General features: G+C 69.0%; 30 protein-coding genes, 3 tRNA genes and 1 pseudogene. 21 read left to right on the forward strand and 13 right to left on the reverse strand.

Translation table 11 applies throughout. From position 1 onward, the window contains the following. Position 1 precedes the first annotated feature (1 nt). On the forward strand, positions 2 to 2,188 hold the full coding sequence (locus DVK06_RS06130) for a type B DNA-directed DNA polymerase (RefSeq protein ID WP_121599678.1): 2,187 nt from the start codon (positions 2 to 4) through the stop codon (positions 2,186 to 2,188). A 272-nt stretch (positions 2,189 to 2,460) separates the two neighbouring features. On the opposite strand, the gene DVK06_RS06135 is transcribed toward DVK06_RS06130, so the two are convergent. Beyond that, positions 2,461 to 3,303 carry a hypothetical protein gene (locus DVK06_RS06135; protein ID WP_233561627.1) on the reverse strand — a complete coding sequence of 281 codons (843 nt, stop codon included), beginning with the start codon at positions 3,301 to 3,303 and terminating at the stop codon, positions 2,461 to 2,463. 76 nt (positions 3,304 to 3,379) lie between these two features. Between DVK06_RS06135 and DVK06_RS06140 the strand changes: the two genes are divergently transcribed. Next, positions 3,380 to 4,018 carry a helix-turn-helix domain-containing protein gene (locus DVK06_RS06140; protein WP_121599679.1) on the forward strand — a complete coding sequence of 213 codons (639 nt, stop codon included), beginning with the start codon at positions 3,380 to 3,382 and terminating at the stop codon, positions 4,016 to 4,018. A gap of 261 nt (positions 4,019 to 4,279) precedes the next feature. On the opposite strand, the gene DVK06_RS06145 is transcribed toward DVK06_RS06140, so the two are convergent. The 6 genes and pseudogenes from DVK06_RS06145 to DVK06_RS06170 all read right to left on the reverse strand — a co-directional run bounded on the left by DVK06_RS06145 (position 4,280) and on the right by DVK06_RS06170 (position 7,703). Continuing rightward, positions 4,280 to 4,350 (reverse strand) — tRNA-Pro (locus DVK06_RS06145). A gap of 46 nt (positions 4,351 to 4,396) precedes the next feature. Continuing rightward, a pseudogene (locus DVK06_RS19235) lies at positions 4,397 to 4,621 on the reverse strand (deacylase); the annotation flags it as partial. Further along, on the reverse strand, positions 4,622 to 5,620 hold the full coding sequence (locus DVK06_RS06155) for an RNA-guided pseudouridylation complex pseudouridine synthase subunit Cbf5 (protein ID WP_121599680.1): 999 nt from the start codon (positions 5,618 to 5,620) through the stop codon (positions 4,622 to 4,624). Between the two features lie 19 nt (positions 5,621 to 5,639). Further along, a complete protein-coding gene (cmk, locus tag DVK06_RS06160; protein WP_053771109.1) occupies positions 5,640 to 6,218 on the reverse strand; it encodes a (d)CMP kinase in 579 nt (192 codons plus the stop codon). An 86-nt stretch (positions 6,219 to 6,304) separates the two neighbouring features. After that, positions 6,305 to 6,673 carry a hypothetical protein gene (locus tag DVK06_RS06165; protein WP_053771108.1) on the reverse strand — a complete coding sequence of 123 codons (369 nt, stop codon included), beginning with the start codon at positions 6,671 to 6,673 and terminating at the stop codon, positions 6,305 to 6,307. Then, complete coding sequence (locus DVK06_RS06170; protein ID WP_053771107.1) at positions 6,663 to 7,703, reverse strand: zinc-binding dehydrogenase; 1,041 nt, start codon at positions 7,701 to 7,703, stop codon at positions 6,663 to 6,665. Before DVK06_RS06170 ends, DVK06_RS06165 begins: the two co-directional genes overlap by 11 nt. Positions 7,704 to 7,932: 229 nt before the next feature. On the opposite strand from DVK06_RS06170, the gene DVK06_RS06175 reads away from it, so the two are divergent. From DVK06_RS06175 to rpsB, 13 genes are all read left to right on the forward strand, one after another. Then, a tRNA-Ser gene (locus DVK06_RS06175) sits at positions 7,933 to 8,018 on the forward strand. A gap of 55 nt (positions 8,019 to 8,073) precedes the next feature. Continuing rightward, positions 8,074 to 8,595, forward strand: coding sequence for a 30S ribosomal protein S13 (locus DVK06_RS06180; RefSeq protein ID WP_053771106.1), 522 nt, complete (start codon positions 8,074 to 8,076; stop codon positions 8,593 to 8,595). After that, positions 8,592 to 9,119 (forward strand): 30S ribosomal protein S4, encoded by a 528-nt coding sequence (locus DVK06_RS06185; protein WP_121562527.1) that lies wholly within the window; start codon positions 8,592 to 8,594, stop codon positions 9,117 to 9,119. Before DVK06_RS06180 ends, DVK06_RS06185 begins: the two co-directional genes overlap by 4 nt. A gap of 6 nt (positions 9,120 to 9,125) precedes the next feature. Next, positions 9,126 to 9,515, forward strand: a complete 390-nt coding sequence (locus DVK06_RS06190; RefSeq protein ID WP_004046448.1) for a 30S ribosomal protein S11 — start codon at positions 9,126 to 9,128, stop codon at positions 9,513 to 9,515. 1 nt (position 9,516) lies between these two features. After that, on the forward strand, positions 9,517 to 10,269 hold the full coding sequence (locus DVK06_RS06195) for a DNA-directed RNA polymerase subunit D (RefSeq protein WP_053771104.1): 753 nt from the start codon (positions 9,517 to 9,519) through the stop codon (positions 10,267 to 10,269). A 149-nt stretch (positions 10,270 to 10,418) separates the two neighbouring features. Then, a tRNA-Leu gene (locus tag DVK06_RS06200) sits at positions 10,419 to 10,503 on the forward strand. 39 nt (positions 10,504 to 10,542) lie between these two features. Beyond that, positions 10,543 to 10,896: a 50S ribosomal protein L18e gene (locus DVK06_RS06205; RefSeq protein WP_053771103.1), complete on the forward strand. Its 354-nt coding sequence runs from the start codon at positions 10,543 to 10,545 to the stop codon at positions 10,894 to 10,896. Continuing rightward, positions 10,893 to 11,342: a 50S ribosomal protein L13 gene (locus DVK06_RS06210; protein ID WP_053771102.1), complete on the forward strand. Its 450-nt coding sequence runs from the start codon at positions 10,893 to 10,895 to the stop codon at positions 11,340 to 11,342. Before DVK06_RS06205 ends, DVK06_RS06210 begins: the two co-directional genes overlap by 4 nt. Beyond that, positions 11,336 to 11,734 (forward strand): 30S ribosomal protein S9, encoded by a 399-nt coding sequence (locus DVK06_RS06215; protein WP_053771101.1) that lies wholly within the window; start codon positions 11,336 to 11,338, stop codon positions 11,732 to 11,734. Before DVK06_RS06210 ends, DVK06_RS06215 begins: the two co-directional genes overlap by 7 nt. Before the next feature lie 12 nt (positions 11,735 to 11,746). Beyond that, positions 11,747 to 11,941, forward strand: a complete 195-nt coding sequence (locus DVK06_RS06220; RefSeq protein ID WP_006628058.1) for a DNA-directed RNA polymerase subunit N — start codon at positions 11,747 to 11,749, stop codon at positions 11,939 to 11,941. A 2-nt stretch (positions 11,942 to 11,943) separates the two neighbouring features. Continuing rightward, a complete protein-coding gene (locus DVK06_RS06225; RefSeq protein ID WP_006628057.1) occupies positions 11,944 to 12,120 on the forward strand; it encodes a DNA-directed RNA polymerase subunit K in 177 nt (58 codons plus the stop codon). Continuing rightward, positions 12,120 to 13,322: a phosphopyruvate hydratase gene (gene eno, locus DVK06_RS06230; protein ID WP_053771100.1), complete on the forward strand. Its 1,203-nt coding sequence runs from the start codon at positions 12,120 to 12,122 to the stop codon at positions 13,320 to 13,322. The genes DVK06_RS06225 and eno overlap by 1 nt, the downstream gene beginning before the upstream one ends. A 16-nt stretch (positions 13,323 to 13,338) precedes the next feature. Next, complete coding sequence (gene rpsB, locus DVK06_RS06235) at positions 13,339 to 14,151, forward strand: 30S ribosomal protein S2 (protein WP_053771099.1); 813 nt, start codon at positions 13,339 to 13,341, stop codon at positions 14,149 to 14,151. 82 nt (positions 14,152 to 14,233) lie between these two features. On the opposite strand, the gene DVK06_RS06240 is transcribed toward rpsB, so the two are convergent. The 6 genes from DVK06_RS06240 to DVK06_RS06265 all read right to left on the reverse strand — a co-directional run bounded on the left by DVK06_RS06240 (position 14,234) and on the right by DVK06_RS06265 (position 18,282). Beyond that, positions 14,234 to 14,584, reverse strand: coding sequence for a DUF4870 domain-containing protein (locus DVK06_RS06240; RefSeq protein ID WP_121599681.1), 351 nt, complete (start codon positions 14,582 to 14,584; stop codon positions 14,234 to 14,236). A 232-nt stretch (positions 14,585 to 14,816) separates the two neighbouring features. Then, positions 14,817 to 15,506, reverse strand: a complete 690-nt coding sequence (locus DVK06_RS06245; RefSeq protein WP_121599682.1) for a metallophosphoesterase family protein — start codon at positions 15,504 to 15,506, stop codon at positions 14,817 to 14,819. 99 nt (positions 15,507 to 15,605) lie between these two features. After that, entirely contained in the window at positions 15,606 to 16,040 is a 435-nt protein-coding gene (locus DVK06_RS06250) for a hypothetical protein (protein ID WP_121599683.1), read from the reverse strand. Between the two features lie 13 nt (positions 16,041 to 16,053). Further along, positions 16,054 to 16,467, reverse strand: coding sequence for a hypothetical protein (locus tag DVK06_RS06255; protein ID WP_121599684.1), 414 nt, complete (start codon positions 16,465 to 16,467; stop codon positions 16,054 to 16,056). Between the two features lie 44 nt (positions 16,468 to 16,511). After that, a complete protein-coding gene (locus tag DVK06_RS06260) occupies positions 16,512 to 17,315 on the reverse strand; it encodes a hypothetical protein (RefSeq protein WP_121599685.1) in 804 nt (267 codons plus the stop codon). A 13-nt stretch (positions 17,316 to 17,328) separates the two neighbouring features. After that, a complete protein-coding gene (locus tag DVK06_RS06265) occupies positions 17,329 to 18,282 on the reverse strand; it encodes a halo transducer protein (protein WP_121599686.1) in 954 nt (317 codons plus the stop codon). Positions 18,283 to 18,489: 207 nt separating this feature from the next. Between DVK06_RS06265 and DVK06_RS06270 the strand changes: the two genes are divergently transcribed. From DVK06_RS06270 to DVK06_RS06295, 6 genes are all read left to right on the forward strand, one after another. Continuing rightward, the gene (locus DVK06_RS06270; protein ID WP_121599687.1) at positions 18,490 to 19,746 is read left to right on the forward strand and encodes a PstS family phosphate ABC transporter substrate-binding protein; all 1,257 of its coding nucleotides are present in this window, start codon (positions 18,490 to 18,492) and stop codon (positions 19,744 to 19,746) included. A gap of 159 nt (positions 19,747 to 19,905) precedes the next feature. Next, positions 19,906 to 21,039, forward strand: a complete 1,134-nt coding sequence (pstC, locus tag DVK06_RS06275) for a phosphate ABC transporter permease subunit PstC (RefSeq protein ID WP_121599688.1) — start codon at positions 19,906 to 19,908, stop codon at positions 21,037 to 21,039. After that, entirely contained in the window at positions 21,039 to 22,667 is a 1,629-nt protein-coding gene (gene pstA, locus DVK06_RS06280; RefSeq protein WP_121599689.1) for a phosphate ABC transporter permease PstA, read from the forward strand. The genes pstC and pstA overlap by 1 nt, the downstream gene beginning before the upstream one ends. 6 nt (positions 22,668 to 22,673) lie before the next feature. Continuing rightward, positions 22,674 to 23,597, forward strand: a complete 924-nt coding sequence (gene pstB / locus DVK06_RS06285) for a phosphate ABC transporter ATP-binding protein PstB (protein WP_053771089.1) — start codon at positions 22,674 to 22,676, stop codon at positions 23,595 to 23,597. 4 nt (positions 23,598 to 23,601) lie between these two features. After that, positions 23,602 to 24,273 carry a phosphate signaling complex protein PhoU gene (gene phoU / locus DVK06_RS06290; protein ID WP_053771088.1) on the forward strand — a complete coding sequence of 224 codons (672 nt, stop codon included), beginning with the start codon at positions 23,602 to 23,604 and terminating at the stop codon, positions 24,271 to 24,273. Positions 24,274 to 24,275: 2 nt separating this feature from the next. Continuing rightward, a complete protein-coding gene (locus DVK06_RS06295; protein WP_121599690.1) occupies positions 24,276 to 25,286 on the forward strand; it encodes an AbrB/MazE/SpoVT family DNA-binding domain-containing protein in 1,011 nt (336 codons plus the stop codon).

The following is a 25,286-nucleotide window of genomic DNA, read 5'->3' on the forward strand; positions in this document are numbered from 1 at the left end:
CGTGACGCTCACGCTGGAGTACCTCGGTGACGGCCGCGTCGCCCGATGGACGCTCACTCCGGACGGCGCCGCTCGCGAGGTTCACGAAGACCACCACCCGACGCTCTTCGTCGGTGACTCAGCGGGGGATCTCTACGGTCGATCGGGCGGCCCGGATCCGACGCCGCCGCCCCGCGACGGGCTCTCGGACGCGCTCCGCGATCTCTGGTCCTTCCTCGACGGACAGGACGCGGTCGAGCGGCTCGGCGTCGAGGCCCACCGGCAGACGTTCCGGACCGACGCCCGGCCGCTGCTCCGCGTCGACGCCGCCTCGATCGACGCGGTCCGAAGGATTGCGAGCCGAACCGAGCAGTTCGGACAGCCCGACGCCTACACCTGCTACAACGTCGATTTCACCCGCCAGCTCCGCTTCTGTCTCGAAACAGATACCCGGGCCGCTCCGGATCGCTCGGTGCGCGACCTGCGGACGCTCCACCTCGATTTACCCCGGCACGAGTCGGGCATCGAGTCGCTGCCGCAGCTCGCCGTCGACGGTGACCGAGTCTGGTCGTCGCCCGCCGAGACCGTCGCCGGCGTTCAAGCGGCGCTCGACGAACGCGATCCCGACGTCCTGGTCGTCTCGACGGCGGACCTCGTGCCCCTGCTGTTCGAGGCGGCCGACGCCTACGGCGTCGATCTCGAACTCGGTCGGCGGGACGGCTACACGGAGCTCGCCGGCGAGTCGACGTACGCCTCGTACGGCAACGTGGGGCACTCGCCGGCTCGGTACTCGGTCCCGGGACGCGCCATCATCGACGAGTCAAACTCGTTCTTCTACCACGAGTCCGGGCTGGAGGGCTGTCTCGACCTCGTCGAGCGCTCCGGGCTCCCGCTACAGGAACTCGGGTGGGCGTCCATCGGGCGAGTGCTGACGGCGATGCAGATCCGCGAAGCGAGGGACCGAGACGTGCTCGTGCCGTGGCGCGCGTGGCGCCCGGAACTGTTCAAGCGGGCGTCGACGCTCGACGACGCCGACCGCGGCGGCACGACGTTCGCTCCCGACGTCGGCGTCCACGAGGACGTTCACGAACTCGACTTCGCATCCCTGTATCCCAACGTCATCAGGACCCGGAACATCTCGCCCGAGACCGTCCGCTGCGGGTGTTGTGACACCGACGACGTGCCGGGTCTCGGCTACTCCGTTTGCGACCGGGACGGCTACCTGCCGGAGGTGCTCGGCCCGCTGATCGACGCCCGGAGCGAGATCAAGGAACGGATTCCCGACGCCGCCGGCGACGAACGGGAGCGATTGGAGGCCGCCTCCTCCGCGATCAAGTGGATTCTCGTGTCCTGCTTCGGGTATCAGGGCTTCTCGAACGCCAAGTTCGGGCGCATCGAGTGCCACGAGGCGATCAACGCCTACGCCCGCGAACTCCTCCTGGACGCGAAGACCGCGCTCGAAGCGGCCGGCTGGCGCGTGGTCCACGGCATCGTCGACTCCATCTGGGTGACTCCGGCCGACGGTCGCGAGCAGCGCCCCTTGGAGGAAGTCGCAGCCGAGATCAGCGAAGAGGCGGGCATCGAGTTGGAGCACGAATGCGCGTTCGAGTGGGTCGCGTTCTGTCCGATGCGGAACTCCGAGTCGGGAGCTCTGACTCGATACTTCGGCAAGCGCCGCGGCGACGACTACCCCGAGACGGGGCTCGGCGACGCGGTCAAGACGCGAGGCATCGAGGGGCGACAGCGCTCGACGCCGGAATGGGTCGAAGCGGTCCAGAGCGAGGCGCTCCGCGTGTTCGACGAGACGCGCTCTCCGGAGGCGGTGTGCGACGTACTCCGGCGGCGCCTCGGGGACCTACGAGAGGGGACCGTCGACCCGAACGCGCTCGTCGTCGACAATCGCGTGTCGAAGGACCCAGACGAGTACTCGATGGAGACGCTCGCCGTCGCGGCCCTGAAGCGGGCGCAAATCGAGGGCGCGGGGCTCGCCCCGGGACAGACCGTCCGGTACGTGGTCGTTGATGCCGACGCACGAGGTGCGTCGCGGGTCAGATTGGAGTTCGAAGAGATACCACGATACGACGCCGCGTGGTACGAGGACGGCGCTGTCCGCGCCGTCGAGAGCGTGTTGGCGGCGGTCGGTTGGGACGAGGGAGCGATCCGGCAGTATCTCGGTGAGACGAGAGACGAAACGCTGGCGAGCTTCTGAGAACTGGTATCTGATTCTCCGGTCCCTCTGGCCCTAATCAGAACTGATCTTGTGTCGCCTCGGTCGGCAGGGATTTCGACTCCATCTCCCGCGGGGGTGGGGAGGCTGGCGCACACGCGGGCGCGAAATCTCGTCGGAGAGACGTTCAGTCTCGATTGGCGTGAAATCGTCATGTGCCGCAGTTCCTCTCGGCGCGTGGTGATGTGGCTGCTACTCAGGTATCAATATCTGCTGCTGTAAGCGTTATCGCCCCCGCTTCGTGAGATCGCTCGTCAGATGAGGACCGGTGCGACGCCGAGGGCGGCGGTCACGAGAAGGACCGCGACGTATCCGGCAGCGACGAGGTATACGACGCGTCGCGGATAGTCGACGAGGCCTCGACGGTGTCCAACTGCCGCGAGGTAGCCGGTCAGCGGCAACAGCTGGAGGGCGTGGAGGCCGACGAAGTGCGCCAGGCGGAAGTCGCCGACGAGCTGCCAGCCGACGACCGGGACCGTCGGCTCCGTCGTCTCAACGACCCGGGACTGGATCGCGATCATCGCCGCCCCCTCGAACGCGCCGACGACGAACCACCCGATCCCGAGGAGGATGCCCGCGGCGAACGCCGGGTGGACGTCGAACTCGTCGCCGCGTGCCCGGACGGCCAGCGCGGCGATCGCGACGGTGACGATGACGATTGTAACGCCCATGACGCCTCCGATCGCCCCGTCGATGACCGTCGCCCGATTGAAGTGAGAACCGACGCCGCGCGCGGCCTGTCCGCCGATAAGGACGATTTCGATGAGGAGACCGACGCCGACGATCCGGGAGACACGGCGGCGAAAGTCCGGGTCGACCGGGAGGTGAACACCGAGCCAGCCGAGCGTCGCGCACACGAGCGCGATCGAGCCGGCGAACTTCGCTGGCTTGAGCCACGCCGGTTCCCCGTTGACGACCATTGGGTCCAAGACGGTGCCGACGGCGAAGGCACCGAACAGGACGGCGTTGATCGCAGCCACGGCGGACAAAACCGGATCGCGGCGCCACAGCTCTCCGATCGGTCCGGTGATCGTCCGTGCCATCGTCCGCAGCGTCGCCCGTCCGCTCGTGGCCGCACCGGCCGACTCGGAGTTCATACTACAGTGTTGCCGGGCGATTCATGTGTGAATGACCCCAACGTGTTGGTATCTGTCCGAGGCGGCAGTACTCAGCATGATCGACGCCCGATTCCGCATTCGCCTCCCGCCGGACCTGTACATCGCCGACCTGTCGGAGGCGTTCCCCGATGCGACCTTTCGCCTGCTGTCCGGCGTCCGCAGTGGCGCCACCGCGAAGGAACTCGGAGAGGTGCTGACTCGAACCCCGGGGTCGGTCGCAGCAGCGTTTCGCGAACACGGGGCGGTCGACGCGTACGAGGTGTTGGAACGCACCGACGACCGGCTCCTCGCGACGTACGAGACGACCGACGTCGACCTCTACGCCTTCGTCGAGTCCGGAGGGTTCCCGCCCGAGTTTCCGATCGAAGTTCGGAACGGGTTCTACGAGTTCGACCTGACCGGTACTCGCGAGGAGTTCGACCAGCTCCGGAAGGCGCTGGAATCGAGCGGGACCGAGTACGAACTCCTCTCGAAGGTGGAAAAGAAGCGGTCGGACCGACTCCTCACACGGCGACAGGAGGAACTCCTCGCCGCCGGGCTCAGAGAGGGATACTTCGAGGTCCCGCGAGAGTGTACCCTCGCGGACCTCGCCGACGTGGTCGGCGTGGACAAGTCGACCGCGTCGGGGATTGTCCGCCGGGCACAGGCGCGGCTTATCGCGTGGTACCTGACCGACGTGACGGCCGACAGCTGACGATGGCCTCGGGGGACCACCAGATCTCGACGCCGCACGTGCGATGGATCCCTGACGAGAGCGGGTGTTACGCTCGACCGAGGTGGTCGTAGACGCGCTCGGTCGCCTGACTGCTCGCGTGTCTGACCCGACTCCGAACGTCGTCTCCCGCGTCCTCAACGGGCGTAACTGACGGGTGAACCGGGCAGGTCACTGTCGCACCAAACCATCGTCATACCGGGCTATCTGGCCGGTTTCGGACGGTTCGTGTAAAATTTCGTATGGGACCGCTGAGAGTCGAACTCAGGTCATACGGACCCCATCCGCATAGGATACCACTACCCCACGGTCCCTGACTACACGCAGACGAACGGCGGTCCGGTAATTAAGGACTTCGCTTCACTCGTCGGCGGCGTCCCGCGACGCCACGGGGTCGCCGCCGTCCCGGACGGCGAGACTCCCGATCGGGTCGCCCTCGTAGACGGCTAGCCCCTCGCACCGGCCGAGGACGTACCCGTCATGTTCGGCGCGGACCGTCGCGCGTGACGTTCCCGCCGCGTCGACCGCCTCGGCGAGCGCGTCGCTCTCGTCGAACGCACCGCCGGCGTCGACGCGGTGGCGGACCTATAAAAGAACGCGCTCCAAGTCGACGACCTTCCCGCCGTCCGCGCTCGGGTCGCCGACGACTCGCCCCAGACAGACCGCGGTGCCGTCCGGGGTGAAACACGCGACGAGCGGCGGATCGCCCTCGTCGGCGTCGGGCTCCCGACCGCTGACCGTTCCGGGGACCGCCGCGTCGTCCGCGTCGATCACGCCGGGCGCGTACACCGGCGCGCCGGTCGCGACGCTGCGGGCGGCCGACCGCGCGACCGCCACCGCGGGGAGGTGCGTCAGGGCGTCCTCGGCGGGACGGACCACCTCGCGGAGGAGCGCGTCGTCGCCCTCCTCGGCCCAGGCGAGCGCGTCCACGAGGTCCTGGAGCGGGCGGAGGTCGCGGTCGTCGAACGGGTCGGTGGCGGTGCGGCGGAGGTGGCCCATGTGCGCGCCGACCCCCGTCGCGAGCCCGATGTCGTGACAGAGCTTCCGGACGTACGTCCCCGACTCGCAGCGGATCCGGAGGAGCGCCCGGCGGTCGGCGACCTCCAGCACGTCGAGGCCGTGGACCGTCCGCGTGCGGAGGCGACGGCTCACGGCGCTCTTTCGGGGCGGCTTCTGGTACACCTCGCTCTCGAACTCCGCGACCACCTCGCGGAAGTCCGCCGGCGGGGCCCCGTGGAGCTCCAGCACCGCGACGTACTCCTTCGCGCCTTCGAGGAACACCTGCGCCATGCGCGTCGCGTCGCCGGTCAGCGTGGGCAGGCAGCCGGTGACCTTCGGGTCGAGCGTGCCGGAGTGGGCGACGCCGCCGGTGGGGGGACCGGCCGGGTCGAGCGCGGCGAGCGTCTCGTCTATCGCGTCGCGCACCCACGCCGACACCTGATGCGATGAGGGGCCGGCGGGCTTGTCGAGGTTGACGACGCCGAACCGGAGCAGTTCCGGCACCGAGCGCTCGCCCGGCGGCGCCCTGAGCGGGTCCTCCCCGTCGGCGAGTGCGTCGGCGTCGGAGTCTGAGGCGTCTGTCATGTGGAGGCGGGTTGGGGACTCAGAAGTCGTACGCGACGCCCTCGACGGGCGATTTCCCCTCGTCGTCCTCGGGGTCGTACGCCTCGACGGTCGCGACGAGGACGTCGAGGAACGGTTCGGGGCCCCAGCGGGCGGTGTTGTACGCGGCGTCGTAGATCGAGAGATCCTCGATGTCGATGTTGTAGTACTCCCGGTACCGCTTGCGCTCGGAGGCCTCGCGGCGCTCCGTCTCCGTTCGCGCGCGGTCGACCGGCTTCGCCTCGCGCGCCGCGATCCGCTCGGCGCGGACCGACAGCGGCGCGTCGAACCAGAACCGGAAGTCGGCGTGGTCGGCCGCGAGCCACCCGGCGAGCCGCGATTCGAGGACCACGTCGTCGCGCTCGACGGCGATCTCGCGGAGCCGGCGGTCGAGGTCGCGGTCGATCTGCGGGTCCTCCTCGGCGAACTCGTTGAACTCGACGGGCGTCATGTCGCGTTCGGCCGCCATCTCGCGGAAGATGTCGCCGCCGGAGACGTGTCCGAGGCCGAGCGCGTCCGCCAGTTGGACGGCGTTAGTGCTCTTCCCGCTGCCGGGCGGGCCGGAGACGGTGATCAACATATCACCACTGCGCGGGTGTCGTTCAAAACGGTTGTCGTTCGGCCGCGGCGGGGCCGTCCGTTCGCGGGCAATCCGGCCCCGCTCGGTCAGGGCTCGTCGTCGGCCGTCGCGGCCGTCATCGACCAGACCGCGACGAGGCCGAGGAGGAGCGCGGGGACGAGCGGGAGCGCGAGGTACGTCGCGAAGAAGGGGAGACCGAACCAGCCCGCGGCGTACGGGTAGACGTAGATGATCCCGGGGATGACGAGCGCGCAGATGAATATCGCCGCCGTCAGCGCCCACCCCTTGCGGCCGAAGCCGTCGGCGGCGGGCTCGTCGGCGGCGGTCGGGCCGCCGGCGCCGGCGCTGTCGGTCGCGTCGGCGCCGTCGTCGGTGCCCGGGACGTGGACGTAGCCGCCGTCGGTGGTACCGTCGGCGGTCGCGTCCGCGTCGTCGTTGTCGGTCTCAGAGCTCACTGTCCGGCTTTAGCACCACCTTGCCAAAGCCCTCACGGTTTTCGATCATCTCGTGTGCGCGCGCGGCCTCGCTCATCGGGAGGACCTCGCGGACGCGGGGCTCGAAGGTGCCGTCCCAGACGAGTTCCAGCACGTCGTCGACCTCGCCGGGCGTCGCCATCGTGGAGCCGATGACGGAGAGTTGGTTCCAGAAGATGCGGTTGAGCCCGGCGCCGGGGTTCGGGCCGGTCGTGGCGCCGCAGGTGACGAGCCGGCCGCCCTTCGCCATCGACTTCAGCGAGTTCGGGTAGGTGGCCTCGCCGACGTGGTCGACGACCACGTCGACGCCGCGCTTGCCGGTGAGCGCGGCGACCTCTTCGGCGAAGTCGTTCGCCTCGTAGTCGATGACGTGGTCTGCGCCGCAGTCCTCGGCGTGCGAGAGCTTCTCCTCGGTGGAGGCGGTCGCGTACACCTCACAGCCCGCGTGGTCGGCGATCTGGACCGCGGCGTGGCCGACGCCGCCGGAGGCGCCGAGGACGAGCACCTTCTCGCCGGCCTCGATGTCGGCGCGCGTCTGGAGCATGCGCCACGCGGTCTGGAAGACGAGCGACGCGGAGCCGGCGACCTCCCAGTCGACGCCGGACGGGACCGGGACGAGGTTCGCCGCGGGCACCGTCGCCTTCTCCGCGTGGACGCCGCGGACGTGCTCGCCGATGATGTGGAAGGAGACGCACAGCGACTCCTCGCCGTTGCGACAGAACTCGCAGTCCCCGCAGGAGACGCCGGCGCTCACGGCGACGCGGTCGCCCGGCTCGAAGCGCGTCACGCCGTCGCCGACGGCCTCGACGACGCCCGCGGCGTCGCTGCCGGGAACGTGCGGCATCTCCAGGTCGATGCCGGGCATCCCGCGTCGCGTCCAGACGTCGAGGTGGTTCAACGCGCCCGCCTTCACGTCGACGAGCACCTCGCCGCGGTCCGGTTCGGGGTCGGGGAACTCGCCGTACTCGATCACGTCGCGGTCGCCGTGGTCGGCGAACTGAACGGCCTTCATGCTCGGACCCTCCCGCGGGACCCACTAAACACTACGCCTCACGGAAACGGGGGACCGGCCCCGCGAACGGAGACGCGAACCCGCGGGACTGCGCGCGAACTGACCGTGCGAGACCCCCACAGCGACTCGACCGTTTCGTGATGTTTAAGTACCGAAGGCGGGAGCATACGAACGCACGAACTGCAGGGGCGTCGGGCCCCGAGTCCGCAAGGGCGATGATACAACGCGGGTTGCGGTAGCCAAGCCTGGCCCAAGGCGCAGGGTTGCTAACTCTGTGGCGTCACTGCCTCCGGGGTTCGAATCCCCGCCGCAACGCTCGAACGGACGAGTACCGCCGATTCGCGTCGGTAGGGCTCACCACAACCAACACATGAGCACGGAAGAATCACAGGACGACTCGCCGGAGGAGGAGGAAGACCTCCAGTACTTCGTTCGGATCGGGGGCGCGGACCTCGACGGGACGAAGACGGTCGAGCGAAGCCTGTCCGAACTCGACGGCATCGGCACGCGCACGGCGCGGCTGGTCGCCGAGAAGGCCGACGTGGACCGCAACGCCACGTTCGGGCTCCTCGACGAGGAGGACATCGACGCGGTGGTCGACATCGCCGAGAACCTCGAAGACCACGTCCCGTCGTGGATGACGAACCGACAGAACGACTTCTTCACCGGAGAGACGACGCACCTCGTCGGCACCGACGTCAGCGAGAAGCGCCGTCACGACATCAACCGGATGAAGGTCATCGAATCGTACAAAGGCGTGCGCCATAAGCGCGGGCAGAAGGTCCGCGGCCAGCGCACCAAGTCCACGGGTCGCTCGGAGGGGACCATCGGGGTCAACGTCGAGGAGATCCGCGAGGAGATGGCGGACGACGAAGGCGGTGACGACGAATGAGCACCGGAAAGAACACCAAGGGCTACGAGACGCCGAACCACCCGTACCAGGGCGAGCGCATCGCCGAGGAGTCCGATCTCCTCTCGCGGTACGGCCTGAAGAACAAAGAGGAGTTCTGGCGTGCCCAGTCCGAGCTGCGTAACATGCGTCGGGAGGCCCGACGGCTGCTCGGCGAGGCGCAGGGCGACGTCGAGGCCGCCCAGGACGCCGGCGCGGAGTTCGTCACTCGACTTCGCCGCATCGGCATCCTCGGCGACAACGACGACATCTCGACGGTCCTGTCGCTCGACGTGACCGACCTCTTGGAGCGTCGCCTCCAGACGGTCGTCTACCGACAGGGCTTCGCCTCCTCGACCCAGCAGGCCCGCCAGTTCATCGTCCACGGCCACATCACCGTCAACGGCGCCCGCGTCACGCGCCCGTCGGTGAAGGTGGACGTCGACGACGAAGGCGCCATCGCCTTCGACGAGACGAGCCCGCTCGCGGACGATCTCCACCCCGAGCGCGCGGAGTCACAGGAGTAACCAACCATGAGTGAATCCGAGGACGGAAAGTGGGGCATCGCCCACGTGTACGCGTCGTTCAACAACACGCTCATCACGGTCACCGACGAGACGGGCGCCGAGACGATCGCCAAGTCGTCCGGCGGCACCGTGGTGAAGCAGAACCGCGACGAGGCGTCGCCGTACGCCGCCATGCAGATGGCGGAGGTCGTCGCCGAGCGCGTCAAGGACGCCGGTCTGGAGGGCGTGCACGTTCGCGTGCGCGGCCCCGGCGGCAACCTCAACAAGTCCACCGGTCCCGGTGCGCAGGCGACGATCCGCGCGCTCTCGCGTGCGGGCGTCGAGATCGGGCGCATCGAGGACGTCACGCCGATCCCGCACGACGGGACGAAGGCGCCGAAGAACAAGCGAGTCTGACATGACCGAAGACGAATTCGACGTCCAGTACGTCGAACGGGACGAACGCAGCGCGCGGGTGCTGATCCGCGGGCTCACGCCGGCGTTCGCAAACGGCATCCGCCGCGCGATGATCGCCGACGTCCCGACGTTCTCGATCGACACCGTTCGGTTCGTCGAGAACTCCTCGGTCATGTTCGACGAGATGATCGGCCTGCGTCTGGGGCTCGTGCCCCTGACGACGCCGCTCGACGACTTCGAACTCGGCGACGAGGTCACCCTCGCGCTCGACGTCGAAGGCCCGGCGACGGCGTACTCCGGCGACATCGAGAGCAGCGACCCGCTCGTCGAGGTCGCCGACGAGAACGTCCCGATCATCGAGCTGAAGGAGGGACAGCGGTTGGAGTTCGAGGCCGACGCGGTCCTCGACACCGGCAAGGAGCACGCCAAACACCAGGGCGGCGTCTCCGTCGGCTACCGCCACCTCCAGCGCGTCACGGTCGAGGGCGACCGGGGCGAGTTCGACGACGACGAGCCGAACATCCTCCGCGGCGTCATCGAGACGCCCGAGGGCGACATCGAGCTCACGGACGAGTTCGACAACGACCTCTCGGAACGGTTCCCCGGGAAGGAGGTCGCGGTCGAGGACGTGCCGGGCGCGTTCGTCTTCCACATCGAGACGGACGGCTCGTTCGACGTCGAGGAACTGCTGCTCCGCGCCATCGACTCCATCGAGGAGCGCGCGGACGAACTACAGACGAAAGTCGCAGTCTAAGGAAATGACGGCCCTTCGAACCAACACCCTGACCGTCGCCCCCGCCGACAGCCGCGGCCCCGCTCCGACCGCCGGAGCGCCCGTGGCCGACGCGGCGGACGGCGGGACCGAAAGTGGTTTGAAGGGAGCCGGAATACGATGGAGTGCACGCAGGGATAGCCAAGTCAGGCCAACGGCGCAGCGTTCAGGGCGCTGTCCTGTAGAGGTCCGCAGGTTCAAATCCTGCTCCCTGCACTCCGTTTTCCACGAACTCTCCGTTCAGGAGGGACAGCTATGAGTAGCAAGACGAACCCGAAACTACAGAACCTCATCGCCGATCTGAAGTCGGTCTCGCGTGGCTCCGGTGCCAACGTGTGGCAGGACGTCGCCGACCGACTGGAGAAGCCACGGCGCACGCACGCTGAGGTCAACCTGGGCCGCATCGAGCGGTACGCTCAGGAAGACGAGACGGTCGTCGTCCCCGGCAAGGTGCTGGGCAGCGGTGTGCTCGAAACGAACGTCACCGTCGCCGCCGTCGACTTCTCCGGGACCGCCCGGACGAAGATCGACCAGGCCGGCGAAGCGGTGACGCTGGAACAGTTCATCGAACAGAACCCCGAAGGGAGCGACGTGCGGGTGATCCGATGAGTCTCGCGAAGATCGACGCGGACGTCGTCGTCGACGCCCGCGACTGTATCCTCGGTCGCGTCTCCTCCGAGGTCGCGCAGCGCGCCCTCGCCGGGGAGACCGTCGCCGTCGTCAACGCCGAGCGCGCCGTCATCACCGGCAACGAGGAGTCGACGATGGAGACGTACCACAAGCGCGCGGAGCTCGGCTCGGACAGCGGGCCCTACTACCCCAAGCGCCCGGACCGGATCTTCAAGCGCGCCATCCGCGGCATGCTGCCGTACAAGTCGGAGGACGGCCGCGAGGCGTTCTCGAACGTGCGCGTGTACGTCGGGAACCCCTACGAGCGCGACGAGGACGTCGAGAGCGTCGTCCTCGACGGCACCTCGCTCGACCGCCTCTCGAACATCAAATTCACCACGCTCGGGGACATCTCCGAGTCTCTGGGAGCCAACGTCACATGGTAACGAACACCTCAGGCAAGAAGAAGACGGCCGTCGCCCGCGCCACCGTGCGCGAGGGCGAGGGCCGCGTGCGCATCAACTCCCAGCCAGTCGAGCTGGTCGAACCGGAACAGGCGCGGCTCAAGATGCTGGAGCCGTTCCGCATCGCGGGCGAGGAGCTCCGCGAGGGCGTCGACATCGATATCGACGTCGAGGGCGGCGGCTTCAGCGGGCAGGCGGACGCGGCCCGGACCGCGATCGCCCGCGGCCTCGTCCAGCACCTCGGCGACGCCGAGCTGCGCGACGCGTACATGAACTTCGACCGCACCCTGCTGGTCAACGACGTGCGCCAGTCCGAACCCAAGAAGTGGGGCGGACCCGGCGCGCGCGCTCGCTACCAGAAGTCCTACCGCTGAGGTGATCCAGTCATGATGATCCCGGTCCGGTGTTTCACGTGCGGCAACGTCGTGGGTGAACACTGGGAGGAGTTCAAAGAGCGGGCTCGCGAGGGCGACGAGGACCCCGGCGAGGTGCTCGACGATCTCGGGGTCGACCGGCACTGCTGCCGGCGCATGCTGGTCAGCCACCGCGACCTGGTCGACGTCGTCTCGCCGTACCAGTAACCATGTCAGGACAGCGATACAATCGATACGAGAAGGCACGCATCCTCGGCGCGCGAGCGCTACAGGTGTCCTACGGGGCGCCCGTGCTGATCGACACCGACCAGACGGAGCCGATCCTCGTCGCCGCGGAGGAGTACGACGCGGGCGCGCTCCCGTTCACGGTCCGGAGGGAGAGCTGATGACGCGGATCACCAGCGTCTCGCTCCGCCGCGTCCTCGACTCGCGCGGGAACCCGACGGTCGAGGCCGACGTGCTCACCGAGTCCGGCGGCTTCGGCCGCGGCGCGGCCCCCAGCGGGGCCTCGACGGGCGAGTACGAGGCGATCGAACTGCCCGCGAGCGAGTCCATCGCGAAGGCCCGAGAGCACGCGGTGCCGCGCCTCGAAGGCGTCTTCGCGGGCGACCAGCGCGCGGTCGACAACGCCTTGCGCGCCGCCGACGGGACGGACGACTTCTCCGCCATCGGCGCCAACAGCGCGGTCGCCATCTCGATGGCGGCGGCGAAGGCGGCGGCCGACGTGCTGGGCGCGCCGCTGTACCAGCACCTCGGCGGCGCGTTCCGCGGCGAGAACTTCCCGATTCCGCTCGGCAACGTCGTCGGCGGCGGGGAGCACGCCAAGGAGGCGACCCACATCCAGGAGTTCCTCGCGGCCCCCGTCGGGGCGCCGAGCGTCTCGGAGGCCGTCTTCGCGAACGCCGCGGTCCACGCGGCTGTCGCGGACGTGCTCGACGAGCGCGGCGTGCCCGCGGCGAAGGGCGACGAGGGCGCGTGGGCGCCACCGATCTCGGACGCGGAGGCGTTCGAGGTCGTCGACGAGGCGGTCGACCGGGTCGAGGAGGAGGTCGGCTTTGAGATCCGCTTCGGGCTCGACATGGCCGCCGCCGAGCTGTACGACGACGACCGAGAGGCGTACGTCTACGGCGACGAGACGAAGTCGGCCGACGAGCAGATCGAGTACGTCGCCGGCCTCGTCGACGAGTACGACCTCGCGTACGTCGAGGACCCGCTCGACGAGAACGACTACGAGGCGTTCGCGGAGCTGACCGAGCGGGTCGGCGACCGGACGCTGATCTGCGGCGACGACCTGTTCGTCACCAACGTCGAGCGACTTCAGGACGGGATCGACGCGGGCGCGGCCAACAGCATCCTGATCAAGCCGAACCAGATCGGAACGCTGTCGGACGCGTTCGACGCGGTCGAACTCGCCGCCCGCAACGGGTACGAGACGGTCATCTCCCACCGTTCGGGCGAGACCGAGGACGCAACCATCGCACACCTCGCCGTGGCGACCGACGCCGGCTACATCAAGACCGGCACGGTCGGCGGCGAGCGCACCGCCAAGCTGAACGAACTGGTCCGCATCGCGGACGACGCGGTATGACGGGCCCACACCACGCATGAGCGAAGACAACGACGCGGTCGAACTCGACGACGACGCGGAGACCGAGGCGGTCGACGCGGCGGTCGAGGAGGAGGCCGACACGACCGAGGAACCGACCGCCGACGCGGGCGCCGAGGGGGCGTCTGCCGACGCCGAAACTGGGGCGTCTGCCGACGCCGAGAGCGAGGCCGCAGAGGAGGCCGAAGAGGAGGCCTCCCCGTTCGACGACGACGTCATGCCCGACGACGACGTCGACCTGCTGATTCCCGTCGAGGACTACCTCTCCGCCGGTGTCCACATCGGGACCCAGCAGAAGACGAAGGACATGGAGCGGTTCATCCACCGCGTCCGCGACGACGGGCTGTATGTCCTCGACGTGAGCCTGACCGACGAGCGGATCCGCACGGCCGCGGACTTCCTCGAGAGCTACGACCCGGAGCAGATCCTGGTCACGTCCTCGCGGCAGTACGGCCGGTTCCCGGCCGAGAAGTTCGCGGACGCCATCGGCGCCCGCGCCCGCACCGGGCGCTTCATCCCGGGCACGCTGACGAACCCCGACTACGCCGGCTACATCGAGCCGGACGTCGTCGTCGTCACCGACCCGATCGGTGACGCGCAGGCCGTCAAGGAGGCCATCACCGTCGGCATCCCGGTCATCGCGATGTGCGACTCCAACAACCAGCTGTCGAACGTCGACCTCGTCATCCCGACGAACAACAAGGGCCGCCGCGCGCTGTCGGTCGTCTACTGGCTCCTCGCCAACGAGACGCTCGACCGCCGCGGGGCCGACACCGTGTTCGCCCTCGAAGACTTCGAGGACGAACTCTAACGCGGTCGGTTTTCGAGTCAACTTCCGTTTCGTTCCGTCACCGCCCGCTAGCCGCCGGCATCGCGCTGAAGGGACGACGACCTCAGACGATGTCCGGCGTGAACGGGTACGAGTAGACCTGTCCGTCGTTGGCCTTCACGGTCGCGAGAAGCACCAGTACCAGGTCGACAACCGCGATGATCGGGAACAGCAGAAGCCCGACGAACACGAAGCTCAGCACGGCGGCGAGCATGAGCGCGGCGAAGACGACGATCTGGAAGTTCAGCGAGTTCTTCGCGTTCTGCGTGACGAGTTCGTCGTCGTCGTCCGCGAGGATCAGGAACAGGATCGGCCCGAGGAAGGAGGCGAACAGCGCCGACGCGTGAGAGAGCGCCGCCAGCGTCGTGTCGCCGTCGACGCGACCGTCCCCGGTGTCTGTGGCTGGTGTTGACATAGCAGGAGTTTGGTTTCGTAGCTGAGAGATAAGCTTTGGGAGAGGGCGGGCCGCCCGGCGGGAGCCCGTCGACCGCCGCCCATGTCAGTCGGCCGTCGACGCGAGTGTCGAGGTGACAGGCGTGCGGCCAGCCGGTCGTCGATGCCGGGAGCGAGCGCGTCGTATCGGCGAGAGCGCGGCGTTCCGAGGAGGACTCTCGCGGTCGCTGCCGGCCGAGCGGGCGCCGAGCGGCTCAGCCCAGCTCGGCCACGTCGACGATCTTGGCGTCGCTGCGCTCAACGCCGCCGCGGAGCGCGGGTACGGCGGTCACGGACTCGTTCCGCAGGTCGTAGGCCGTGAGCGACCCGCCGTAGACGCAGCCGGTATCAAGGCCAACCGCGCCCTCAGTGAGGACCGGGTCGTCGAGGACGGTATGACCGAAGAACACGCGCGGCGGCCCCTCGTACTCCTCGTACCAGTACGGAGAGTCGTAGCTGCCGCCCGGGACCAGCGACCGGGTGGTCTGGAGGTCATCGATCGTGTGCGCGTCGAGCGGCTCGCGCGGGTCGACGCCGCCGTGGACGATCAGGTTGTCCCCGATCGTGATCGCGACCGGCAGCGACGCCATCCACTCGAGGTCCGCTTCGGACAGCGCGTCGAGCGACTTGTCGCCGCGCAGCAGCTTCTCCTCGTTGTTCCCCCGGACGGTGAACATGTTGTCCGCCTCGCGGACGCGCTCGACGACCGCCGCGCTGTCGGGGCCCTTCCGGACCAGGTCACCCACGAACACGACGAGGTCGTCGTCGGTGACGCGTAGCTTCGACAGCAGCCGGTCGAGCGGCTCGGGACAGCCGTGAACGTCACCGACGACGTACGCGTCTTCGTACTCGTCGATGTCGATATCGAGGTGGTTCGGTTCGACGTCCGGGTGGAAGCGACCCATTGCCCATCGATACGGCTGAGCACCTATTAAGCGCCGCTAAGACCCATATATATCGATATATAACGTTCCGAAGCCGTTTCCTCCGGCGTCGCTCCCGGCTCACGCCTCGGTGACGTGCTGACAGTCGGCCTCCAGCCGCAGGTCGGGGCCCTGGTCCGGGGCGGACTCGATCCAGAGCTCGACGCCGCTTCTGTTCGGCCCGTCGCAGGGGAGGGACGCCCGCTCGAACCCGGGCCAGTCGCGCTCGAACCGGGCGTCGTCGACGGTCACGACGACCGTCTCCGGCTCGGCCGACCCGGGGAACGTCGCGTCCTCCTTGGCCTCGTTGTCGTCGGAGAGCCGGTACGACTCCTCGAACAGCGTCGCGCCGCTCGCGTCGAGGACCGTCACGGTCACGTCGCGCGTCGCCTCGCGGTCGGCGAGGTAGACGCTCACCCAGTGGGGGGCGGCGTCGGCGTCGTCGCGGCCGACGCACCCGGCGGCGACGACTGTCGACAGCCCGGCGGCGAACGCGCGGCGAGTCGTGGAGGGCATCGGTTCCGATCCGTCAGCAGATCCACTTAAACCGGTCGCTCGCGTTCCGTCGCGGCGTCTCGGTCACGAGCAGGTCGACCGGTACCCGTTCTCCGGGCCGTCGGAAAACACGAAGGAGTGGCTCAGCGAGTTCCGCGGACAGCCGGCGCACCGTCGCGTTCCGCGCCGCACCGAGCAACAGGTCGTAGTACGGTCCCGCGGCGTCCAGCCGAACGAGTTCGATCGTCTCCCGCGTCCCGGCGCCGTCCGTCACGCGGACGGTGAGGTCACCGGCGGCGACCGGGTCGTCGATCAGGTATGCGGTCATCCGGTACGACGTCGACTCGACGTTCTCGACCGTCGCGTCGGCCGCGGAGCCGCCGGGCGCGGTACAGCCGGCGGTCGCGATCAAGAGGACGCAACAGAGGGCGAGGGTGCGGCGGGGCACGGTTCCTTAGTCGCGTTGCGGATGAATCAACGCTTTCCCGGCGCCTAGGCGTCCGCTCGCGCCGCGGGGAGCCACGCGGGCGGCGCGACCTCGCTGTCGGCGGAGCGGGGAGCGACCGCGTACTCGAACCGCTTGGACTCGCCCGCCCGGTCGTACGCGAGGGCGGCCTCTCGGACGACGCCGTTCCGGTCGACGGTCAGGTAGCCCCGGATGTCGGTCGCGTTTCGGACCGCGACGTCCGTCGGCGCGTAGCGGATCAGCCGTTCGCCGTCCTCGTCGACGGTCCGGACCGCGCGGAAGTCCGCCACGGTCAGGATCCGGGAGGCGACCGCCCACATGGAGTCGGCCGCGCGGTACCGCGTCTCCGCCAGCGAGCCGTTGGACGCCTCGAAGGAGACGTCCCTGTTCCGGGCGCTCCGGCTGTACCGGACGCCCCCGTCGACGTACACCTCGCTGCGCGTGACGTCGACGTACCCGTTGTGAACGTCGAGTCGGAACCGGGTCCGCTCCGAGGTTGCGTCGTACTCGTAGTCGGCGTACGCCCCGGCGCGGAAGCGCTCGACCGCGGCCCCTGTCACCGGCTCCGTTCGGAGGAAGGTCACGGACCGCTCGCGCGCCGTCGCGATGTCGATCCCCGTCCGGGAGAACCCCGCCGGAAACGGGACGTCTGCGAGCCGCTCGTCTGCGGTCTCGTTCGGCTCGGAGTCGATCGGCGGCGAGTCTGGCGGCGAGGCGTCGGGCGGTGCCGCCCCGCCCGGAACGACGCCGCCGCAGCCGGCGAGCAGGAGGAGGAGGGCGACCGCGGTCGCGGCGCGAGCCCGCTTCGACGCGTCGCCTCCTCGCGACATCGCGGTAGGCAAACTACTGGCGAGCCCGGTCGGCGGGCGCGCCGCCGTCGTCGGACAGCGCGGACCGCGCCTCCGCGACCGTCTCGTCCACCCGCGCCCACGCGACGGGCGGCTCGATCGCCGCGAGCTCCGCGTCGAGCGCGTCGAGCCGCTCGCCGAACCGGTCATCCCGGTCCGCGCCGTCGGCGAGCGCCGCGCCGTGTGCGGCCACCTCGGCCTCAAGCTCGTCGAGCCGCGCGTCGACGTCGTCCGGGAAGGCGACGCCGTCGCGCTCGGCCCACGCGCGGAGGTCCTCGGCCTCGGCGCGGAGGTCGGCGACGACGAGGTCGAGGACGCGCGCCTGGACGCCGGCCTCGAACCGTCGCTCCGGGTCGGGCTCCTCGGCGGCCCGGAGCGCCCCGACGGTCTCCGCGAAGGACTCGGCGGACTCCTCGGCGGCCTCGACCTCGTCGACGAGCCCGTCGTGGCGGCGGTTCGCGGAAGAGAGCCACGCCTCGAACGCCTCGAGTTCGGTTTCGAGGTCGTGGGCGACGCGGACCACGTCCTGTGCGCCGGTCGTCACCTCGTGAAGCTCGACCGCGGCGCGGTAGACGTCCATCGGCGACTCGGGGTCCGCCCTGGCCGCCCCGAGGTCGTCGGCGAGCGCCTCGACCTCCGCCCGGAGGTCGTCGAGCCGCGCCCCGAACGCCCGTCTGCGGACCTCGACGACGTCGAGGTCGGGCGCGTCGGCGGCGGCCGCGGTCGCGTCCTCGTGAGCGCGCGTCGCGAGGTCGACGCGGGTCTCGGCGGTGGCGAGGATCTGCGACACGTCCGTGACGGTCGACTCGAAGGCAGCGGCCGTCACGGTCCCGTCGTCGGTGACGGGGTCGAGCCGACGGCGGATCGACTCCGGATCCGCGTCGACTCGATCGGAGACCTCGTCGACAAGTACGTCGACTGAAACGTCTTCCGTCGCGGGTCGAGACATGCCCGTCCGTTTTCGACGCGGCGGAGTAATACCTTCGGTCAGATACGTATTTATGCGATAGAGGCCAGCAGAGCGCTATATTTGTCTATATATTCTATTGAACCCAATATTACTAATATGGGATCTACAGACGCCTCTACCCGGCCACGGATATCGACATATCAGAAATATAAACCAGTTTAATACACTACTGCCTGTCACCACTCGATGTCAGACCGGAACTGGGTTGACGGAGGCGTGTCGCGGCGGAAAGTTCTCATCACGTCCGGAGCGCTCGGGTCCGCCGGATTGGCGGGCTGCGGGGGCAGCAGCGACGGTGGTGACGGCGGTTCGGGCGGTTCCGGCGGCGACGGAAGCGACGGAAGCGACGGAAGCGACGGAAGCGACGGAAGCGACGGAGGGTCCGGCGGCGACGACGGCTCCGGTCTCAACACGGCGCTGCTCAACGCCGAGGGCTCCTCGACGGTGTACCCCATCTCGAACACGGGGAGCTCCTACTGGAACTCCAACGCGCCGCCGAGCGACGGCGAGTACTGGGGGTCGAACGACGAGGGCTCGGTCCCCGGCTGGGACCAGCTCTCGTCCGACGGCGCGGGCGACATGAAGATCGCCGACTACTTCGCGGCGAAGTTCGGCTTCGAGCCGACAGACCAGCGCTCCTCGCCGCCGTTCCCGACGACGGTCGGCCTGAGCCACTCCGGGACGGGCTGTGAGGCCGTCACCGAGGGGCTCGTCGACATCGGGAACTCCTCCGGCCCGATCACGGCCGAGCTCGACTGGAGCGAGGAGAAGGCCCAGAACACGGTCGTCGACAACGTCGTCGGCCGCGACGGCCAGCCGGTCGTCGTCAGCTCCGACGTGGCCGACGCCGGCGTCACGCAGCTGTCCGGCGAGGTCATCCGCGGCATCTACCAGGACGAGATCACCAACTGGAGCGAGATCGACGGCATCGACTACGACCAGGAGATCTACGCCATCGGCCGCGCCGAGGGCTCGGGGACGGACACCTCGTTCCGCCTGAACATGCTCGGGAGCGCCGACGCCTCGATGTCCGGCGTCGACACCCGCTTCGGGCAGAACCAGCAGGTCGCGCAGGCCGTCGCCCAGAACGAGGGCGCCATCGCGTACATGGCGCTCGCGTTCACGGGGCCGGAAGTGACGCCCATCGCGATCAACTTCGACGGCACGCTGTACGAGACCAGCCGGGACGCGGAGAACACCATCTTCGACAGCGAGTACCCGCTGAACCGCGACCTCCACATGTACACGCTCATCGAGGAAGACAACCCCAACGGCGGCGGGTACGACGCGCGCGAGGCGGCGTTCGTCAACATGTTCCTCAACGAGTTCGGACAGACCGTCTTCGTCGAGGGGAACAACTACATCCCGCTCCCGACCAGCGACCTCGAAACGATGAAAGAGCAGGTCTCGTCCGTGGCCACGGAAGACCTGCTGATGCCGTAGACCGGTTCCGCCTCGACGCTCGGTCACGCGCTGCCACGTGATCCGGCGCGGCCCGCCCGGGCCGTCGTCCGCAGACTCCGGGACGCGCAAACTCCCCTCTCGACGTAAACACCACTTCTATAATACACGCAAGACGCAAATGGCACTCATAACAGATTCATGGCAGAGGTAACAGACCCTCAGAGCGGACGAATAAACAGCGCTGTAAGCGCCCAGATCCGGCGGACCCGCGAGTTCGTCGAGGACACGGAACCGGCCGCGCTCGCGATCATACTCGTGATGGCGATGTCGCTGCTCGGAACGCTCGTCGGGTTCTTGGCCGTCTCGGACCTCACGATCGTTCCGTTCGTCGTCTTCCTCGGCGCCGCGGGGATCGGCTGGTTCCGGTACCAAGAGGAGACGGCGTACACCATCGCGCTGATGATGACCATATCGACGATTCTCATCCTCGGGCTCATCATCGTGTTCATCTTCCGGGAGTCGGTCCCGGTCATCCAGTACGAGAGCGCGACAGTGTTCGGCGTCACCGTCCCCGGGCTCAGGATGTTCATCCAGCCGAACTGGGACGCCGTCTCGCCGCCGATCCGGTACTCGATGGTACCGATGATCCACGGGACGGTGATGGTGACGCTCATCGCGTCGGCCGTCGCCGCGCCGCTCGGGGTCTCGGCGGCGCTGTTCCTCTCCGAGATCGCCCCGCCCACCGTCCGCGAGGTCGTCAAGCCCGGCGTCGAGATCCTCGCCGGGATCCCCTCGATCGTCTACGGGTTCATCGGCTTCACCGTGCTCGGCCCGTGGGCCTCCGACCAGTTCCAGACCACCGGGCAGGGGTCGTACCTGTTCGTCGGGATCGTCGTCGGCCTGATGGCGCTGCCGACGGTCGTCTCCGTGGCGGAGGACGCGCTGAGCAGCGTCCCCGAGTCGATGAAGAGCGGCTCGCTGGCGATGGGCACGACCGACTGGCAGACGATGACCTCGATCACGCTCCCGGCGGCGTTCTCGGGGGTGTCGGCCGCGGTTCTGCTCGGCGTCGGCCGCGCCATCGGCGAGACGATGGCCGCCACGGTGATGCTTCGCGGCGTGCCGCGGCTCACGGACCCGCTCGTCAACGTCTTCTACGGGCAGGAGACGCTGACCTCGATCATCGCGCGGAACTACGGCGAGGCGGACGGGCTCCAGATGGACGCCCTGTTCGTCGCGGGCGTCATCCTGTTCGTCACCGTCCTCGTCATCTCGATCGGCGCGCAGTACATCGAGTGGCGCATGTACAAGCGGCTGGGAGGTGAGGTCTGATGGCCGGTGCCAGCGAGACCGACGCGAAGCTCGTCGAGTCCGAGACCACCGAGACGGACGCCGTCGCCGGCGTGGCCGTCGGTCTCTCTGCGACCCTCTTCGCGCTCGCCGTGGCGGCGCTGTTCGAGCGCGTCAGCCTCACCGGGTCGCTGCTCGGCGTCCAGACCGTGACGCTGCTCGGCGGCCTCCTGACCGCGCTCGGCGTCGCGGTGATCGCCTTCGGCGCCGGGTCGCGGCTCGGCTACGTCGAGACGGACCCGGACCCGAGCGCCGGGCTCATCGCGGGCTTCGGCGCCGCCGTCCCGTGGGTCGTCATCGGCGGCAGCGTCGTGAGTCAGACGCTCGGGCTCGGCACCGCCGTCGGCGTCCTCGGCGGCGTCGCGGTCGGCGGCCTCGCGTTCGCGCTCACCGTCCTCCCGCGGGAGGACGTCGGCTCGACGCTCCCGCTCGGGGCCCTCCTCGCGCTGACGGGGCTCGTGTTCCTGACCGGCGTCATCGGTCCGGAGTGGGCGTGGGAGCTCGACTGGGCCCAGCAGGCCGCCATCACCGCCGAGTTCCTCATCCCCGCGTCCACGCTGTTCGCCTCCCTGTACGGCGGCTGGGCGTCGGCGAAGGCGTACGGCGGCTTCGGTGCTCGCGGGCGCCACATGGGCGCGTACGTGCTCGTCTACCTCAACGCGCTCTCCATCGTCGCGTTCCTCTTCATCCTCGTCGCCTTCGTCGTCGTCCAGGGGATCCCCGGCCTGTTGAACGGCGCCGAGTTCGGGTTCGGCAGCGGGCCGACGATGTCGGTCTTCGGCGTTTCGGTCGCGCTGCCGGTCTCCGTGCCGTTCGTGATGAACGGCGTCGCCCTGTTCAACGACTTCCAGGGTGTGCTGCCGGCGATCGTCGGCACTGTCTGGCTCGTCATCGGCGCGGTCGTGCTGGCGGTCCCGCTCGGCGTCGGCGCGGCGCTGTTCCTCACCGAATACGCCGAGCGCGGCCGGTTCACGCAGGTCGTCGAGGTCGCCACCAACGGGCTGTGGAGCACCCCGAGTATCGTCTTCGGGCTGTTCGGGTTCGCGTTCCTCATCCCACGGTTCGGTAACGGGAAGTCGCTGCTCGCCGGGATGATCACGCTCGGCTTCATGCTGTTGCCGCTCGTGGTCATCACGTCGCGCGAGGCGATGCTCTCCGTTCCCGACGAGTACCGCGACGCCAGCGCCGCCCTCGGCGTCTCGAAGTGGCAGACGATCCGCAGCGTCGTGCTGCCGGCGGCGCTCCCGGGCGTCGTCACCGGCGTCATCCTCGGCGTCGGCCGGATCGCCGGCGAGACGGCGCCGATCCTGTTGACGATGGCCGGCGGGACGTTCATTCCCGGCTCACAGACGGTCGACGTCCTCGGGAGCTTCCAGTTCACGTCGGCGCCGCCGTTCGTGGCGAATCCGGCGCTGATGGAGGCGACGTCGGCGCTGCCGTACCAGCTGTACGCCCTCATCACGGCCGGCGTCGGCGCGAGCAGCAACGTCGGCAACGCGGACGAGTTCCGCTGGGCGACGGCGTTCGTGCTGCTCGTCGTCGTCCTCTCGTTCTACGCGGTCGGCATCGTCACGCGTTACTACTTCCGGCGCCGCCTCAAGCACACGTAACTACCAATGAGCGAAAACACCAACCCACAGACTCAGACCGACACCGCGACGACGGACAGCGACCAGCCGCTCACGACGACTCCCGGCGAGACTGTCGAACAGACCCAGTCCGAGTGGACCGACTACGAGTTCCGGGGCGAAGCGAAGATGTCCGTGGACGACCTCCACGTCCACTACGGCGATGACCACGCGCTGAAGGGCGTCTCGATGGAGATTCCCGAAAAGAGCGTCACCGCCCTGATCGGCCCCTCGGGCTGCGGGAAGTCGACGTTCCTCCGGTGTCTGAACCGGATGAACGACCGCGTCAGCTCCGCCCGGATCGACGGCTCAGTGAGGCTCGACGGCCAGGAGATCTACCAAGACGGGGTCAACCTCGTCGAACTCCGGAAGCGGGTCGGGATGGTGTTCCAGTCGCCGAACCCGTTCCCGAAGTCGATCCGCGAGAACATCGCCTACGGCCCGGAGAAGCACGGCGACCTCGACACGGGCCTGCTCGCTCGGCTCCTGAACCGGAGCGACGCTGAGGAGCGCGACGAGCTGGTCGAGCGGTGCCTCCGCGACGCGGCGCTGTGGGACGAGGTGAGCGACCGGCTCGACGACAACGCGCTCGGCCTCTCCGGCGGGCAACAGCAGCGCCTGTGTATCGCCCGATGTCTCTCCGTCGACCCCGAGGTCATCCTGATGGACGAGCCGGCCTCCGCGCTCGACCCGATCGCCACCGCGAAGATCGAGGACCTGATCGACGACCTCGCGGAGGAGTACACCGTTATCATCGTCACGCACAACATGCAGCAGGCGGCCCGCATCTCCGACCAGACCGCGGTGTTCCTCACGGGCGGCGAACTGGTCGAGTACGGCGACACGGACCAGGTGTTCGAGGACCCCAACAGCGAGCGCGTGGAGGACTACATCACCGGCAAGTTCGGGTGATTCCGTGCCCCGAGAACGGTACCAGGAGTCGCTCGACGGGCTCCGCTCGGAGGTGCTCGCGATGGGCGACCTCGTGACGGAGCGGCTCGGAGACAGCCTGGAGGCCGTCGAGAACCGGGACGAGTCGCTGGCGCGGGAGGTCGCCGCCGGCGACGACGAGGTCAACGAGACGTACCTCGAGTTAGAGGACCGCTGCGTCGACCTCTTCGCCCTTCAGCAGCCGGTCGCCGGCGACCTCCGGTTCGTCACCGCCTCGTTCAAGATCATCACCGACTTAGAGCGGATCGGCGACCTCGCGGTGAACCTCGCGAACTACTCGCTGGCGGCGCGGGAGACCGTCGCCCCGGAGGTGGCGGTCGACGCGATCGGCGCGGCGTCGCTCGACCTCCTCGAACGGAGCCTCGCGGCGTACGAGACCGGCGACCCCGCGGCGTGCCGGGCAGTGTCCGCCGACGACGACGAGGTGGACGCGCTCTGCCAGCGCGCGAGCGAGAGCGTCACCCGCGAACTGATCGCCGAGACCGACGACGACGGGTGGGCCGCCGAGCGGCTGTTGGACGACGTGTCTCGGCTGCTGTTGACCGTGCGAGACTTAGAGCGGGTCGGTGACCACGCGGTGAACATCGCGGCGCGAACGCTGTACATGGTCGAGAACGACCCGGAGCTACTCTACTGAGCATGGAAACCCGCAAGGTCCAGACCGTCGGAAACGGAACGTACACCGTCTCGCTGCCGAAAGAGTGGGCCGAGTCGCAGGGCGTCACCGCCGGCGACACCGTCAGCCTCCACGATCACATCGACGGCGTGCTGGCGGTCCAGACGCCCGAGGGCTGCGACGCCGACGCGCCGGCCGCCGGCCGGATCGAGTCGGCCGAGCCCGAGGTGATCGCGCGGGCGCTGCGAGCGGCCTACGCCGCCGGCCTTCGAGAGGTCACGATCGAGTGCGACGGGGCGCTCACCCCGGCGCAGCGGCGCGTCGTCGAGCGGACCGCTCGGGGTCGGATCGGGATGTCCGTGGCCGCGGAGTCCGAGACCGAGACGACGGTGCGGATCATGTTAGACTCTGAGGAGGTCTCCGTGAGCCAGTCGCTCCGCCAGCTGTCGTTCACCGCGCGCTCGATCCACGCGGACGCCGTCGAGTCGCTCGAGGCGGCGCCCGACGAGTCGCCGGTCGGCTCCAGAGACGACCAGGTCGAGCGCCTCGCGGCGATGATCGAGCGGTCCGTGTCTCGGGGGGCGGCGGACCTGAGCGAGGTCGACGCGCTCGGCGCGACGCGGCCGGAGCTGTTCGAGTCGTGGACCGCGATGCGCGAGCTCCGCCGGTTCGGGGACGCCGCGTCGGAGATCGGCGCCGCCGCCGCCGCGCTCGACGAGCCGCCGGACGGACCGCCGCTGGAGGCGTTCCGCGAGGTCGGCCGAACGGTCCGCGACGTCGTCGTCGACGGAGTGGGCGTGACCCTCGGCGACGACCCCGTCGCCGCCGCGCGGGACGCGGTCGTCGCCGCCCGCGAGGCGCGCGAGCGGATCGACTCGTTCGACCGGTGGTTGGACGAGGCGGGCCCGAGCGCCGCGGAGCTGCGTTGGGCCTCGCGTGCGCTCCGACGGACCGCCGAGCGCGCCGGCGACGTCGCCGAGGTCGGGCTCCGGCGGGCGGTCCGGTCCGGCGAGCCGGTACGCGACGCGGAGTAG

It is taken from the genome of Halorubrum sp. Atlit-28R, assembly GCF_003665955.1.
GTDB lineage: Archaea > Halobacteriota > Halobacteria > Halobacteriales > Haloferacaceae > Halorubrum > Halorubrum tropicale.